Origin of the sequence: Blautia sp. An81 (assembly GCF_002161285.1) — a bacterium.
Classification (GTDB): domain Bacteria; phylum Bacillota; class Clostridia; order Lachnospirales; family Lachnospiraceae; genus Blautia; species Blautia ornithocaccae.
This window is the reverse complement of record NZ_NFHH01000047.1, coordinates 1-14,512: the sequence shown is the minus strand read 5'-3', so window position 1 is coordinate 14,512 and position 14,512 is coordinate 1. Positions and strand designations below refer to the sequence as shown.

Sequence of the window (14,512 nt, the reverse complement as noted above, 5' to 3'; positions counted from 1 at the left end):
TTTCTTCCCATTTCAACCTCACTGCGAAAAAGTTTTTTTGTCATATTTCTATTTTCGCAGTGAATCCATGTGTTTTCAATAGGTTTTAGTGCGAATTATTTTTACCTGTCAGAACTGTTGTTTCGGGGGTATTACCCCTGCACTTTTAAATAAAAAGCCAGAATGGAAATAAATTCTCCAGTGGTAGGCTTTCGGAGGAGCTGGTAACCTGCAATACGATCCAGAAGATTCCGGTTGCCTTCATTCCAGCAGATAGTGACAATCGTACGGATAGAACGTTCTACATTGGATGCAGATGTATGGAAGTGTTTCCCGATATCAGGATAGAGACGTTTGGTCATAAAAAGAAGATATTCTTCGTCATGGAGAACCAGCTCTACAGCATAGACCAGATAATAATATCCTCGATATACAGAACAGATGCCAAGACGACGAACTAGGGATTCGATTTTTTTCATAGGAACACTCCTTTCTCAGGCTGCATGTAGCATACCAAAGAATCAACAGATTAACTTTATTTTAAACGAAAAAAATGCTATTTCGTCTTTTATAGACAAAGTTCTGCTTTTTTCGACATATTTTATGATTTATATATATCCGAAAGAAATTGTTAAAAAATTACTTTAAAATTTAATAAATACTTCAGGACACTTTTGGAATTTTCTGATATACTGGGGAAAAACGGAGCATCGTAGATGTGTGTATACTGTCTGGCAACATAAGAAAGGGTATCCATCAGATGCCGGAAAAAGGAAAAGAGGTATTTATGGACAAAAAATATAAGATTATCGGCGGAATCTGTGGTGCAGTCTGCATAGGGGGAATTGCAGCCGGAATTTTCTTTGTGAGGGGGACCGGAGAAAAAGAGGCAGAGGAGCTGGCCTATGTTATGAGTGTGTCATCAATGAATGATATGTCGGGAACACAGCGTCTTGCAGGAGTGGTTGAGTCCCAGAAGACTCTGGAAATCCAGAAAGATTCTCAAAGAGAAGTTAAAGAAGTGCTGGTGAAAGCTGGAGATGATGTGGAGGTAGGGACTCCTCTTTTTACTTATGACACAGCTTCTCTGGAAATGGACATTCAGCAGGCACGGCTGGACCTGGAGCGGGCGGATAGCGAAATGGCCAATCTCCAGGCACAGATTCAGCAGCTGGAAAAGGAAAAAAAGGATGCTCCGGAAGAAGAGCAGTTTTCTTATACTACACAGATCCAGAGCGCTCAGATGGATCTGAAAAAGAGCGAATACGACAAGAAGGCAAAGGAAGTGGAGATTAATCGGCTCCAGAGTCAGATTGATAACTCTACAGTTACCAGTGAAATGAAAGGTGTGGTGAAATCCGTCCAGAATCAGGAGCAGACAAGCACGAATATGTACGGAGATTCTTCCAGTCAGGCGTTTATTACCATTCTGGCAACAGGAGAATATAGAGTCAAAGGCAGAGTCAACGAACAGAATATTGGCGAGATCGTAGAAGGGCAAAAGGCTGTGGTGCGTTCCAGAGTGGATGAAGACCAGGTCTGGACAGGGACTTATTCTGCAGTGGATACAAAAAATCCCCAGAATAATTCCAGCAGTATGTACTATGGAGGAAGCTCTGAAGACAGCGCCCAGACTACATCCACTTCTTATCCGTTTTACGTGGATTTGGACTCTTCCCAGGGACTTCTTCTGGGACAGCATGTCTATATTGAACATGATACAGGAATGGCACAGAGAGAACCAGGGGTCTGGCTGAACGAGGCCTTTATTGGGGATTTGAATAAAAAGCCTTATGTTTGGGTGGAAGAAGAAGGGGCTCTGGAAAAAAGAACGGTGGTTCTGGGCACCTATGATGGGGAGATGATGCAGTATAAGATTGAAGATGGGGTGGAAAACGGAGACTATGTAGCTTATCCCCAGGACTTTTTAAAAGAAGGCATGAAGACAACCCACGATCCTGCACAGGCATCAGATGGCAGTATGGAAGAGTCAGGTGGAGAGGAAATACTCCAGGAGGAAACCGGAGAAATATCTGAGGAAGAGGCTTTGCCGGAAGGGGCGGAAGAGATAACTGGAGAAGAGACCACTCAGGAAGAAACATCGGAAGAGATTATAGAAGGGGAAGACAGTTCCCCGGAATTATAGGGAGAAAGTTATGAAAATAAAGAAAAAGATAATCGTGATCACTGCAGGGGGACTGGCAGTTTTGGGTGCAGGAGCCTGGTTTCTCACACAAAATCTCAGAGGCGCTCAGATAGATGTCTACCCGGTATCCGAGCTTTCTCAGAGTATTTGGCAGAACGGCGCCAGCCTGGAAGGGACCATTGCCTCCCAGGTCGCCCAGGAAGTACATCTCCAGGAAAAACAGATCGTGTCTGCAGTTCACGTACAGGAAGGTCAGGAAGTAAAGAAGGGTGACCCATTGCTTTCTTATGATATGACCCTTGTAGACATTGAGCTGGAAACAGAGAAGCTGAGCCGTCAGCAGCTGGAGATTAAGAAGAAAGGTCTGGAGCAGGAACTGGAAAAATTAAAAAAAGACAGAGCAGAGGCAGTATCTCATACGGAAGAGTACCAGGTGGAATTCTTAGGCGGACTTCAGTCAGAAACACCCTTTGTCCGGGAAATATCTGGAGAAGAGGGAGCTCCTTTGGAGCCGGAGACACCAGCAGAGCCGGAAGCACCAGCAGAGCCGGAGCTCCCGGCAGAACCGGAAGTGCCTGCAGAGCCGGAGACTCCGGCAGAACCGGAAACGCCCCTGGAACCAGAGTCTCCAACAGAACCAGAAATGCCCCTGGAGCCAGAAATTCCAGTGGAACCAGGGACCCCGGAGGAACCCGACATACCTCTGGTTCCGGATAATCCAGAGGACCAGGATCCTTCCGGGGAGACAGACCCTTCTGGAGACAATGAAACGCCTCAGGAACCTGAAGAACCCCAGGAGCCGGAGCAGCCAAGGCCTTCAGGAGTTTACAAGCGGCTTTACGGTGATATTGGAATTAACTTCGGCGAATTAGAAGAAGGTGTCATTCTGGAAAATGCTTTGCCATTTGCAGGCAGCGGGACCAAGGAGGACCCGTATCGATTTTTATGTTCAAAAAATGTGTTGATACAAGGTGCTTTCCTGAACTGGGCAGGCGGTTTTAGTGACACAGGAGAAAAAAACCAGACGCCCTATTACTGTCTTCTGGAAGTTCGGGGAGAAGACAAGGAAGATGGTGTGCTGCTGGCAGCTATGCTTTTAGATGGGAATCTGATAGCTGAACCGGTACAGCCGGAAATCTGGTATCGTACATATTTGGGAAATGATCAGTGGGAAGCCGTCTTGCCTCCTGAAGAAGAAATTCCCCAGGATGAAGAATGGGTGGATATTCCAGAAGATTTTATAGAGTTTATCCCAGAAGAAGAGATTGTTCAGACTTATTCGAAAGAAGAATTGGACAAGGCTGTAAAGGAAAAGGAAAAAGAAATTTCTGAAACAGCTTTAAATATAAAAGAAGCAGATCTGAAGATCAAAAAGGTGGAGCAGCAGCTTCAGGAACAAGTGGTCAAAAGCACCCTGGACGGTACCGTAAAGAAGGTAGGAGACCCGGCAAAAGGGGAAGTAGACGGAGAAGCCTTTATTATTGTAGAGAGTGCGGCGGGGGCTTATATCCAGGGAATGGTAGGTGAATATCAGCGCTCCATTCTGGAGCCCGGCCAGATTGTTACAGGAATGGGATATGAGTCTCAGATGTTTTTTCAAGCAGAAGTGACCGAGATTTCTCCTTATCCTCAGGAAGGATACAGCAGCGGTATGCAGGAACAATCCTATTATCCTTTTACAGCAGTGATACAGGAGGGAGAAGGGTTTAAGGCAAATGAGATGGTCTCCATAGAACTTCCGGCAGAGGGTGGAGAGATTACAGGAATCTTTGTCAGCCGGGAGTACATACGGAGCCAAAATGGAGAAGAATTTGTCTATAAAGTGGGAGAGAATCAGCGTTTAAAGAAGCAGAAAATAACAACGGGGAGAACTTTTTACGGTTCCACAGTGGAGATAAAAGACGGTGTAACTCAGGAAGACTGGTTAGCCTTCCCCTATGGGAAAAATGTGCGGGAAGGGGCAAAGATCAGAGAATCCTCCATTGAAGAACTGTACAGCATGTATTAGGAGGAAGGCATATGATTGAGAATATAAGATTATCATTTCAGGGAATATGGGCTCATAAAATGCGTTCCTTTCTGACCATGCTGGGAATCATTATCGGAATTGCCGCTCTGATTTCTATTGTCTCCACTATTGAGGGAACCAATGAACAAATCAAGAAAAATCTCATAGGTGGGGGAGATAATGTGATAGAAATCACTCTGAACGGCAATGGGGGAGAATACCAGATGGAATATGAGGGGCTGCCTCAAGGCGTGCCGGTGATCAGTCAGGAACAGAAAGAATCTATCCTGGAATTGGAAGAAGTAGAGAAAGTGACCCTCTATCAGATGCGCCAATATGCAGACAGCATTTACTATCAGGACAAAAGTCTGGATGGAGGAATGGTTCTGGGGATTGACGAAGATTATCTGGATACCTGTGGTTATCAGGTCATCCGGGGCCGGGGATTTTCTGAGACAGATTATAAAACCTCAAAAAAGCTGGTGCTTCTTGACGAAACAGCGGCAGCTAATTTCTTTTCAAAAGGCCAGGAAGTGGGGAAGACTATTGAGATAAAAGGAGAACCTTTCTATGTGGCCGGAGTCGTAAAAAAGACAGAAGAATATCAGCCTGTAATCAATAACAGAGAGGAATACTATACTTATTACAATACCAATACCGGAGGAATGGTTTTGATGCCAGGAAGCGTATGGCCTATCGTTTATCAGTATGATGAACCCCAGCAGGTATCTGTAAAAACCGTTTCCCCTGAGACCATGAGTTCAGCGGGAAAAAAGACAGCGGAGATTCTGAACAACAGGATTAATTCCACAAATGATACCACAGAATACAAAGCAAAAGACCTTATGGAGAAGGCTAAGGGACTTCAGCAGATCAGCGAAAGCACCAATCGCCAGCTCCTTTGGATTGCCAGTATTTCTCTGCTTGTAGGCGGAATTGGCGTTATGAATATTATGCTGGTATCTGTGACAGAACGTACCGGGGAGATCGGACTGAAAAAGGCCATTGGAGCCAATAAGAGAAGAATCCTGGGCCAGTTTTTGACTGAAGCAGCGGTACTTACCAGTATTGGGGGAGTCCTGGGTGTATTTGCGGGAGTTCTTCTTGCAGCAGTGATTGCCAGGATGTCCTCTATGCCTATGGTCATCAGCATACCTGCGGCTGCAGCCGCTGTGGCATTTTCAACAGTGATAGGTCTGGTATTCGGCCTTCTGCCCTCAGTAAAGGCAGCGAATTTAAGTCCTATTGAAGCCCTTAGAAGGATGTAAAAAATATAAAAGAAGGAGCTGTCGTATTAATCAAAATTGAGAATATTTATACATTTTATTGCTCAGTCTGTGCCGCTTTGAGCCTATGGTCTCAAAGCTATGCTCGACAAATTCGCATAAAATGTATAAATATTCCTGACATATGACTAATGCGCCAGCCCCTTTTTTTACCTTACGCTATAAAGAAGAAAGATAAGGTCTCAGAAACCATACTCTTCTCCTACCAGTATCACGGTAATCCGTCCGGCCTGCATAGACCTGCGGGTGATCACGGTCTGGCAGCAGATACAGTCATCACTCTGGCAGTCAGCACAGAAACCTGTGACAGAGCAGGGGGTTTTGGAACCTACCCGGATGCTGTTAGGCGGAGCTGCAATATTCCGTACCCGGCGGATGCCATCCTCCAGATTGGGGACTACTTTGTTCATGCCGGCGATGACCAGTACGTGGGCCGGGCCGTTTATGAGACAGGCAACCCGATTGCCGATACCATCTACATTGACCAGCTCCCCCTCTTTGGTGATTGCGTTGGTACTCATAAGGAAATAGTCGGCTGTAACGATTTTGCCGTATAAGGCCCTGGACTCTTCCGGGGTCTTTGCTGATTTCCGGTCTATGTATTCGTAGTCACCGCTGCGGATCAGGTCCATAATGCCTGTTTCCACTAAAGTCTCGGAACCACCGTTAGTTACCAGAGCCCCTTTGGGAAGAATAGATTTTACCAGCTCCAGAGCTTTTTCACCGGTTTCGCAGTAATATCCTTTCATATTCCGTTTTTCCAGATTCTTGATGATGGTTTTTGCCTGATTTTCATAAGATTGAGATTTATAGCCCATTGAAAGCCCTCCTTTATTTTTGTTTTTTCTATCATAAATCTATTTCCGACAAAAGAAAAGTAATTGTATTCAGGGGAATACTATGCTATTATTAAAAATAGTGACCTAAAAGAGGAAAAGGAGCCGAAAATCATGGGAAAAAAGAGAATCGCTATTGTAACGGACAGCAACAGCGGAATTACTCAGAAACAGGGTAAGGAGATGGGAATTACTGTGGTTGCCATGCCTTTCTATATCAATGAGCAGTTATTTTTTGAGGATATCACCCTTACCCAGGAAGAGTTTTATAAAAGGCTGACAGAGGGAGCTGATATTTCCACCTCTCAGCCTTCACCGGCAGAAGTGATGGAGCTTTGGGAATCTTTGCTCCAGGAATATGAAGAAGTGGTTCATATTCCTATGTCCAGCGGTCTGAGCAACTCCTGCCAGACGGCTATGGTTTTGTCCAGAGAGTTTAAGGGAAAAGTTCAGGTAGTAGACAACCAGCGTATTTCTGTAACCCAGCGACGATCTGTACTGGATGCCATGGCTTTGGCAGAAGCCGGGAAAAGTGCAGCCCAGATCAAAGAAATCCTGGAGCGGGAGGGTCATGAATCCAGCATTTATATTACTCTGGAAACTCTGAAATATCTGAAAAAGGGCGGCAGGATCACACCTGCGGCAGCAGCTCTGGGGACAGTGCTGAATCTGAAACCGGTGCTTCAGATCCAGGGAGAACGTCTGGATGCTTTTTCCAAAGCCAGAGGGAAAAAGCAGGCGAAAAAGATCATGATCAAGGCTATAGAAAAGGATCTGAAAACCAGATTTAAAGAATATACAGACAAAAGGCTGATGTGCCTGGATGCAGCCTATGCGGGAAATGAAGAGGAAGCCCAGGAATGGAAAAAGGAGCTGGAGAAGAACTTCGGCGTGGAAGTATTTATGGCGCCTCTGTCCTTAAGCGTTGCCTGTCATATCGGACATGGAGCTCTGGCAGTGACTGCATCGAAAAAAGTGGAAGTGGAGTAGAGAGATGAAAACATTTATTGGATGTATAGAAGAAGTGATGATGGAGGCTTTTAAGGCTTCCGGGTATGAAGAAAAGTTTGGAAAGGTGACAGTATCCAACCGCCCAGATTTGTGTGAATATCAGTGCAACGGAGCTATGGCTGCGGCCAAGGCCTATCGGAAGGCGCCGATCATGATTGCCAATGACGTGGTAGAAAAACTTCAGGACAAGAGCATTTTTGAATCTGCCCAGGCGGTAAACCCTGGATTTATTAATCTGAAGCTGGACAGAGATTTTCTGGCGTCTTATTTGAATCAGATGACAGAGGATGAAAATTTGTCTGTGGAAAAGACAGGGTCTCCTAAAACGATTGTCATCGATTACGGCGGCCCCAATGTTGCCAAGCCTCTCCATGTAGGCCATCTACGCTCTGCCATTATTGGAGAGAGCATTAAACGGATGGGAAGATTTCTGGGCCATAAGGTAATAGGAGATGTTCATCTGGGCGATTGGGGTCTCCAAATGGGACTGATCATCACAGAACTTTCCAAGAGACAGCCGGATCTGGTATATTTCGATAAGGATTACCAGGGAGAATACCCCCAGGAAGCGCCTTTTACAGTCAGCGAACTGGAGGAGATTTATCCTACAGCCAGCAAGAGATCCAAGGAAGATGAGGACTATAAAAACGAAGCCCTGGAGGCCACCCTGGAACTTCAGCAGGGAAGGAGAGGCTACAGAGCTCTCTGGGAGCAGATCATGAAGGTATCTGTGGCGGATTTAAAGAGAAATTATGAAAAACTCAGTGTGGATTTCGATTTGTGGAAGGGAGAATCTGATGCAGATTCCTATATTCCGGGCCTGGTGGAATATCTGAAAGGAAAAGGCTATGCTTACCAGGATCAGGGAGCCCTTGTGGTAGATGTAAAAGAGGAAAAAGATACGAAGGAAATTCCACCCTGCATGATCCTGAAATCCGACGGGGCTTCTCTTTACACAACAACAGACCTGGCTACCATTGTGCAGAGGGAGGAAGACTATCATCCCGATGAAATTATCTATGTGGTGGACAAACGTCAGGAGCTTCATTTTGTTCAGGTATTCCGGTGTGCAAAAAAGACCGGGCTGGTGCCGGATAGCACAGAGCTTTCGTTTGTAGGCTTTGGAACTATGAACGGCAAGGACGGTAAACCCTTTAAAACAAGAGAAGGCGGCGTTATGCGTCTGGAGCGGCTCATCAGCGAGATTAACGAAGAGATGTATAAGAAGATTGTGGAAAACCGCAGCGTAAAAGGAGATGACGCCCATAAGACTGCAGAGATGGTAGGGCTTTCTGCTATTAAGTACGGAGACCTTTCCAATCAGGCTTCCAAAGATTATGTTTTTGATGTGGACAGATTTACTTCCTTTGAAGGGAATACGGGACCTTATATTCTGTACACTATTGTCCGTATCAAATCTATACTGAACAGATATAAAGAAGCGGGAGGAAATCCTGAAGAAGGAGTAATCCTGGGCGCTGCCAATGACAGTGAAAAAGCTCTGATGATGGTACTGTCCAGACTGAATTCTGTAATACAGCCTGCATTTCAGGAAAAAGCGCCTCATAAGATCTGTTCTTATATTTATGAACTGGCAAATGCCTTTAACAGTTTTTATCATGAGACAAAAATCCTGGGAGAGGAAAATGAAAAACAGAAAACTTCCTGGATACAGGTACTTGTTCTGACGAAGAAAGTTCTGGAAACCTGCATCGGACTCCTGGGCTTTGAGGCGCCTGACAGAATGTAAAACAGTATTATAAGCATGATGGCCGAAGATATCTGGAGTAGTAAAACAGAACTATTTACAGATGTTTTCGGCCATATTTTTGTGAAAAGGGGAGAAATGTATCTTTACACCTGATTTTATGATAGAATGGTAAAATCAAAAAGTATCGGGGGAAACGAAATGGAAAATATGAAAATCAGGTACCTGGAAACCCTGGCAGAACTGTATCCCACCATTGCCAAGGCTTCCTCAGAAATCATTAATCTTCAAGCCATTTTGAATCTGCCAAAAGGAACGGAACATTTTCTGACAGATATCCACGGCGAGTATGAGGCTTTTTCCCACGTATTAAAAAATGGGTCAGGCTCTGTAAGAAGAAAGATCAAAGAAGTATTCGGCCATACTTTAAGTGAACGGGAACAGAGAGCCCTGGCAACGCTGATCTACTATCCAAAGGAAAAAATGGATCTGGTAAGAAAACAGGAATCCAACATGGAGGAATGGTATAAGATTACTTTGTACCGGTTGATAGAGGTGTGCAAAAAGACTGCCTCCAAATATACCCGCTCCAAGGTACGAAAAGCCCTGCCAAAGGACTTTTCCTATGTGATCGAGGAATTGATCACGGAAAGGCCTGAGGTTATTGACAAAGAATCTTACTATGAGCAGATTGTGCATACGATTATTGAGATTGGCTGTGCGGAGAAATTTATTGTAGATCTTTCAGAATTGATCCAGCGTCTGGTAGTGGACCATCTTCATGTGCTGGGAGACATTTACGACAGAGGTCCGGGACCCCATAAGATCATGGATGTATTGGAAAACTACCATTCTGTAGATATACAATGGGGGAATCATGATATCGTATGGATGGGAGCGGCGGCAGGACAGACCTGCTGTATAGCCACCGTGATCCGAAACTGTGTGAGATACTCTAATCTGGATATTCTGGAGGATGGATATGGCATCAACCTCCTTCCGCTGGCGACTTTTGCCCTGGCTTGCTATAAAGATGATCCCTGTACCTGCTTTAAGATTAAAGGCCACAGTGATCTGAACCCTGAGGAACAGGCCCTGAATATGAAAATGTACAAAGCTATTTCTATTATCCAGTTTAAGCTGGAAGGACAGCTTGTCAAAAAGCGGAAAGAATTTAAGATGGAAGACAGGGCCCCTCTGGAACATATCAATTATGAGGAAGGCACGATCCAGCTGGAAGGGAAGACCTATCAGCTTCTGGATAAGAATTTCCCAACCATTGATCCAAAGAATCCGTATGCGCTGTCACCGGAAGAAGAAGAGGTGATGGACCGTCTGATTTTTGTTTTTGAGAACTGCGAAAAACTTCAGCGACATATGCGTTTTCTGCTGAAAAAGGGAAGTCTTTATAAAATTTATAACCGGAACCTTCTCTACCACGGCTGCATCCCGCTGAATGAAGACGGCAGTTTCAAAGAAGTGGAGGTTTACGGAAAGGTATATAAGGGCAAAGCTCTCTATGATATATTAGAAACTTATGTGCGGAAAGCCTTTGTAGCCATTGACAAAGAGGAAAAAGAAAAAGGCAGGGACATTCTCTGGTTTATCTGGGCCGGATCTTCTTCCCCCCTTTTCGGCAAAGATAAGATGGCTACTTTTGAGAGATGCTTTCTGGCGGAAAAAGAGACCCATGAAGAAAAGAAAAATCCCTATTATCGTTTTCTGGAAAACGATCAGGTTGTAGAAAACATATTCAAAGAGTTTGACATTACCGGTGACTGCCGTCATATTGTAAACGGCCATGTGCCTGTACATCACACAGAAGGAGAGAGCCCCATTAAGTGCGGCGGCAAACTGCTGATCATAGACGGTGGTTTTTCAAAAGCATATCAAAAGGTTACAGGAATCGCAGGCTATACCTTGATCTACAATTCCTGGGGAATGATCCTGGCGGCTCATGAACCTTTTACTTCTGCCAGAGATGCCATTACCAAAGAAAGCGATATTTTGTCTGCCAGCATTCTCATTAAGAAAACAACAGAAAGAAAGACTGTGGAAGAGACTGACAACGGAATAAAGATTAAAGAAAGGATAGCAGAGCTTCAGGAGCTTTTAAAAGCCTACAGAGATGGTCTGCTGATAGAAAAGTTATGATTTGCGAGAGAATATCCATACAAACGGAAAATTCAGAGAAGAATACCCATTTAGACACTTATATACTGGAAGATTTTTTAGATGGAGGGCCTCAGTGGAAAAGGCCTTTAGTGCTGATCTGTCCGGGAGGCGCCTATGCCAGAACTTCCAACAGAGAAGCAGAGCCTGTGGCTCTGCAGCTTAATGCATTAGGCTACCATGCAGCAATTCTCAGGTACTCCTGCGCCCCTGCAGTTTATCCTGCAGCCCTTCATGAGACTGCACTGTCAGTAAAGTACCTGAGAGACCGGGCAGAAGAGTGGCATATCGCTTCGGACAGAATCCTGATCATGGGATTTTCTGCCGGAGGCCATCTGGCTGCCAGCTACGGGGTTTTCTGGCAGGAAGAGCATATGGCAGAGGCAGCAGGATGCACTTCGGAATACTTAAGGCCCCAGGGTCTGATCCTCTGCTATCCTGTGATCAGCTCAGATGAAAAAATCGCTCATACAGAGAGCATACGAAATCTTCTGGGAGATTCTTATGAGATTTTAAAGGAAAAGATGTCTCTGGAAAATCAGGTAACAGATCAGGTGCCCAAGACCTTTCTCTGGCATACCTTTGCAGACGAGACTGTACCCTTCTGGAATTCCTTCCGGTTTGTCCGGGCTCTGGGAGAAGCAGGGATACCTGTGGAATATCACTTGTATCCAGAGGGAAAGCATGGCTTAAGTCTTGCTACAGAAAGTGTTTCCGATGAAGAGGATGGCAGTAAAGTGGTGAAAGGATGTCAGAGCTGGATGCCTCTTCTTCAATCCTGGCTGATGCGAAATTTCGGTCTTTGAATAAAAAAGCCTTGCAATAGGTAAATTATGTATGCTATAATATCCGCGTTGCGAAAATATCACGCCTGTAGATTCCAATGGACGGTGCTTAAAAAGTCCCGGAGGAGATGAAGCCGGCGGAAGAAAAACCAAAAGGAGAGAAAAAAATGAGTGTTATTTCAATGAAACAGTTACTGGAAGCAGGTGTTCATTTCGGACACCAGACAAGAAGATGGAACCCTAAGATGGCTCCATACATCTACACAGAGAGAAACGGTATTTATATCATCGACCTGCAGAAATCTGTAGGAATGGTTGACGATGCTTACAAAGCTGTAGCTGACATCGCTGCTGACGGCGGTACAATCCTGTTCGTAGGTACAAAGAAACAGGCTCAGGATGCTATCCAGACAGAAGCTGAAAGATGCGGTATGTTCTATGTAAACGAAAGATGGTTAGGCGGTATGCTGACAAACTTCAAGACCATTCAGAGCAGAATCGCAAGATTAAAAGAAATTGAAGCTATGGAAGCTGACGGAACTTTTGATGTTCTGCCAAAGAAAGAAGTTATTAAACTGAAAAAAGAAATGGATAAACTGCAGAAGAACCTGGGCGGTATCAAAGAAATGAAGAAACTTCCAGACGCAATCTTTGTAGTGGATCCTAAAAAAGAAAGAATCTGTGTACAGGAAGCTCATGCACTGGGAATCACACTGATCGGTATCGCTGATACAAACTGCGATCCAGAAGAATTAGACTACGTTATCCCAGGAAATGATGATGCTATCAGAGCTGTAAAATTAATTGTTTCCAAGATGGCAGATGCAGTAATTGAAGCTAATCAGGGTGAAGCAGCAGATGCAGAAGATCTTTTCACCGAAGAAGGAGCAGAGGAAGCTGTTGAAACTGCAGATGAAGAGGAAACTACAGAGGAATAATCAGTAACTTTCAGGAGGAATATACGATGGCTATTACAGCAGGTATGGTAAAAGAGTTAAGAGAGATGACAGGCGCTGGAATGATGGACTGTAAGAAAGCTCTTACAGCTACAGAAGGCGATATGGACAAGGCTGTTGAATTCTTAAGAGAAAAAGGTCTGGCTACAGCTCAGAAGAAAGCCAGCCGTGTTGCAGCAGAAGGTCTTTGCAAGACTTTAGTTTCTGCTGATGAGAAGAACGCAGTTGTAGTAGAGGTAAACTCTGAGACAGACTTCGTTGCAAAGAACGAGAAATTCCAGGGCTATGTAGCTCAGGTTGCTGAGGCTGCTATGGAATCAAATGCTGCTACAACAGAAGAATTCCTGGCTGAAACATGGAAATTCGATACCACCAAGACTGTACAGGAAGCTCTGGCAGGACAGGTTGCTGTTATCGGTGAGAACCTTCAGATCAGAAGATTTGCAAAGGTTTCCGAAGAGAACGGTTTCATTGCTTCCTACACACATATGGGCGGTAAAATCGGCGTTTTAGTAGACGTTGAGACAGACGTGATCAACGATGCTGTAAAAGAAATGGCTAAGAACGTAGCTATGCAGGCTGCTGCTCTGAAACCTCTGTACACCAACAGAAATGAAGTTTCTCAGGAGTACATTGACCATGAGAAAGAAATCCTTACAGTAGCTGCTAAAAACGAGAAGCCAGACGCTAATGACAAGATCATCAACGGTATGGTTATGGGACGTATCAACAAAGAGCTGAAAGAGATCTGCCTCTTAGACCAGGTATACGTAAAAGCAGAAGACGGAAAACAGTCTGTTGCAAAATACGTAGAAGAAGTTGCTAAGGCAAACGGCGCTAAGATCACGATCAAATCTTTTGTACGTTTTGAGACAGGCGAAGGTATCGAAAAGAAAGAAGAGAACTTTGCTGAGGAAGTAGCAAAGCAGATGGGAATGTAAGTACATCGGCGAAGTTCCGGTTTGAAAGGCGCGAAAGCCTTGATTTTGCTGGGTTTTTCAAAAATTTCCGAGAAAAATCCGAAGTTGCGTAACTGCGTCAGACTTACAGAAAATCGTGTATTTTTGCACAGGGTTTTGCGTCAAAATTACGTACCGAATTGCGTCAGATTAAAAAAAATTCCCTTCGGCGAAAAGTACGCAATTTCTATGAAAATTTTATAAACTGAAGGTAAAGCGGGAGCAGCTAAATTGAGGCTGTTCCCGCTTTTTTTTCGACAAAATCAGACATTCTGTTTTTACGCAGTCCAGATGTGAATTGCGTCAAAAGCCGGTTTGTGAAAGGAGCAAAATAGTATGAGAGAATATGTATCAAAAATGGAATGTGAGCATTGCAGGCAGGTCTGGGACATTTTTCGAGAGTATTTTGAGGAAGAAGGAGAAACGTGCGGAGTGGACGCATATCCATATGGATTTGTTGTACTCCGGTGGTTTAAACCAGGGGAAGGGTTTGATCTGCAGGAATATTTTGAAAGCGCTCCGGAGCTATTTGAATGGTTATTGGAGGAAGTAGAAAGCTTCCTGTATACTTTAAATCAAGGAGTTGACCAAAGAAAATACCTCAAGTAAATTTAGATTATTACTGACCTGGCGAGTTGGTAAAATCTAAAAACACAAGAGGTATCT

Annotated in this window: 12 protein-coding genes; 10 read left to right on the top strand and 2 right to left on the bottom strand. The window is 44.4% G+C overall.

Going from position 1 to position 14,512, the window contains the following annotated elements:
* Nucleotides 1-131 precede the first annotated feature (131 nt).
* Entirely contained in the window at nucleotides 132-458 is a 327-nt protein-coding gene (locus B5G33_RS20380) for a sporulation initiation factor Spo0A C-terminal domain-containing protein (RefSeq protein ID WP_087273101.1), read from the bottom strand.
* A gap of 308 nt (nucleotides 459-766) precedes the next feature.
* Between B5G33_RS20380 and B5G33_RS20375 the strand changes: the two genes are divergently transcribed.
* From B5G33_RS20375 to B5G33_RS20360, 3 genes are read left to right on the top strand one after another with little or no spacing between them, the layout of a single operon-like run.
* The gene (locus B5G33_RS20375) at nucleotides 767-2,125 is read left to right on the top strand and encodes an efflux RND transporter periplasmic adaptor subunit (protein WP_140403155.1); all 1,359 of its coding nucleotides are present in this window, start codon (nucleotides 767-769) and stop codon (nucleotides 2,123-2,125) included.
* Between the two features lie 10 nt (nucleotides 2,126-2,135).
* Nucleotides 2,136-4,133 (top strand): biotin/lipoyl-binding protein, encoded by a 1,998-nt coding sequence (locus tag B5G33_RS22255; protein WP_275532372.1) that lies wholly within the window; start codon nucleotides 2,136-2,138, stop codon nucleotides 4,131-4,133.
* 11 nt (nucleotides 4,134-4,144) lie between these two features.
* Nucleotides 4,145-5,401 carry an ABC transporter permease gene (locus B5G33_RS20360; RefSeq protein ID WP_087273088.1) on the top strand — a complete coding sequence of 419 codons (1,257 nt, stop codon included), beginning with the start codon at nucleotides 4,145-4,147 and terminating at the stop codon, nucleotides 5,399-5,401.
* Between the two features lie 200 nt (nucleotides 5,402-5,601).
* Here B5G33_RS20360 and B5G33_RS20355 read toward each other — a convergent pair whose 3' ends face one another.
* Nucleotides 5,602-6,237, bottom strand: coding sequence for a lactate utilization protein (locus B5G33_RS20355; RefSeq protein ID WP_087273085.1), 636 nt, complete (start codon nucleotides 6,235-6,237; stop codon nucleotides 5,602-5,604).
* Between the two features lie 132 nt (nucleotides 6,238-6,369).
* On the opposite strand from B5G33_RS20355, the gene B5G33_RS20350 reads away from it, so the two are divergent.
* The 7 genes from B5G33_RS20350 (at nucleotide 6,370) to B5G33_RS20320 (ending at nucleotide 14,455) form a co-directional block, all read left to right on the top strand.
* Entirely contained in the window at nucleotides 6,370-7,245 is an 876-nt protein-coding gene (locus B5G33_RS20350; protein ID WP_087273083.1) for a DegV family protein, read from the top strand.
* Nucleotides 7,246-7,249: 4 nt separating this feature from the next.
* Complete coding sequence (gene argS / locus B5G33_RS20345; RefSeq protein WP_087273080.1) at nucleotides 7,250-9,016, top strand: arginine--tRNA ligase; 1,767 nt, start codon at nucleotides 7,250-7,252, stop codon at nucleotides 9,014-9,016.
* A 159-nt stretch (nucleotides 9,017-9,175) separates the two neighbouring features.
* On the top strand, nucleotides 9,176-11,128 hold the full coding sequence (locus tag B5G33_RS20340) for a fructose-1,6-bisphosphatase (RefSeq protein WP_087273190.1): 1,953 nt from the start codon (nucleotides 9,176-9,178) through the stop codon (nucleotides 11,126-11,128).
* Nucleotides 11,125-11,952, top strand: coding sequence for an alpha/beta hydrolase (locus B5G33_RS20335; RefSeq protein ID WP_087273077.1), 828 nt, complete (start codon nucleotides 11,125-11,127; stop codon nucleotides 11,950-11,952). Before B5G33_RS20340 ends, B5G33_RS20335 begins: the two co-directional genes overlap by 4 nt.
* A gap of 146 nt (nucleotides 11,953-12,098) precedes the next feature.
* Nucleotides 12,099-12,869, top strand: a complete 771-nt coding sequence (gene rpsB / locus B5G33_RS20330; RefSeq protein WP_087273188.1) for a 30S ribosomal protein S2 — start codon at nucleotides 12,099-12,101, stop codon at nucleotides 12,867-12,869.
* 26 nt (nucleotides 12,870-12,895) lie between these two features.
* Nucleotides 12,896-13,828 (top strand): translation elongation factor Ts, encoded by a 933-nt coding sequence (tsf, locus tag B5G33_RS20325; protein ID WP_087273074.1) that lies wholly within the window; start codon nucleotides 12,896-12,898, stop codon nucleotides 13,826-13,828.
* 354 nt (nucleotides 13,829-14,182) lie between these two features.
* Nucleotides 14,183-14,455, top strand: coding sequence for a hypothetical protein (locus tag B5G33_RS20320; protein WP_087418928.1), 273 nt, complete (start codon nucleotides 14,183-14,185; stop codon nucleotides 14,453-14,455).
* Nucleotides 14,456-14,512: the final 57 nt, after the last annotated feature.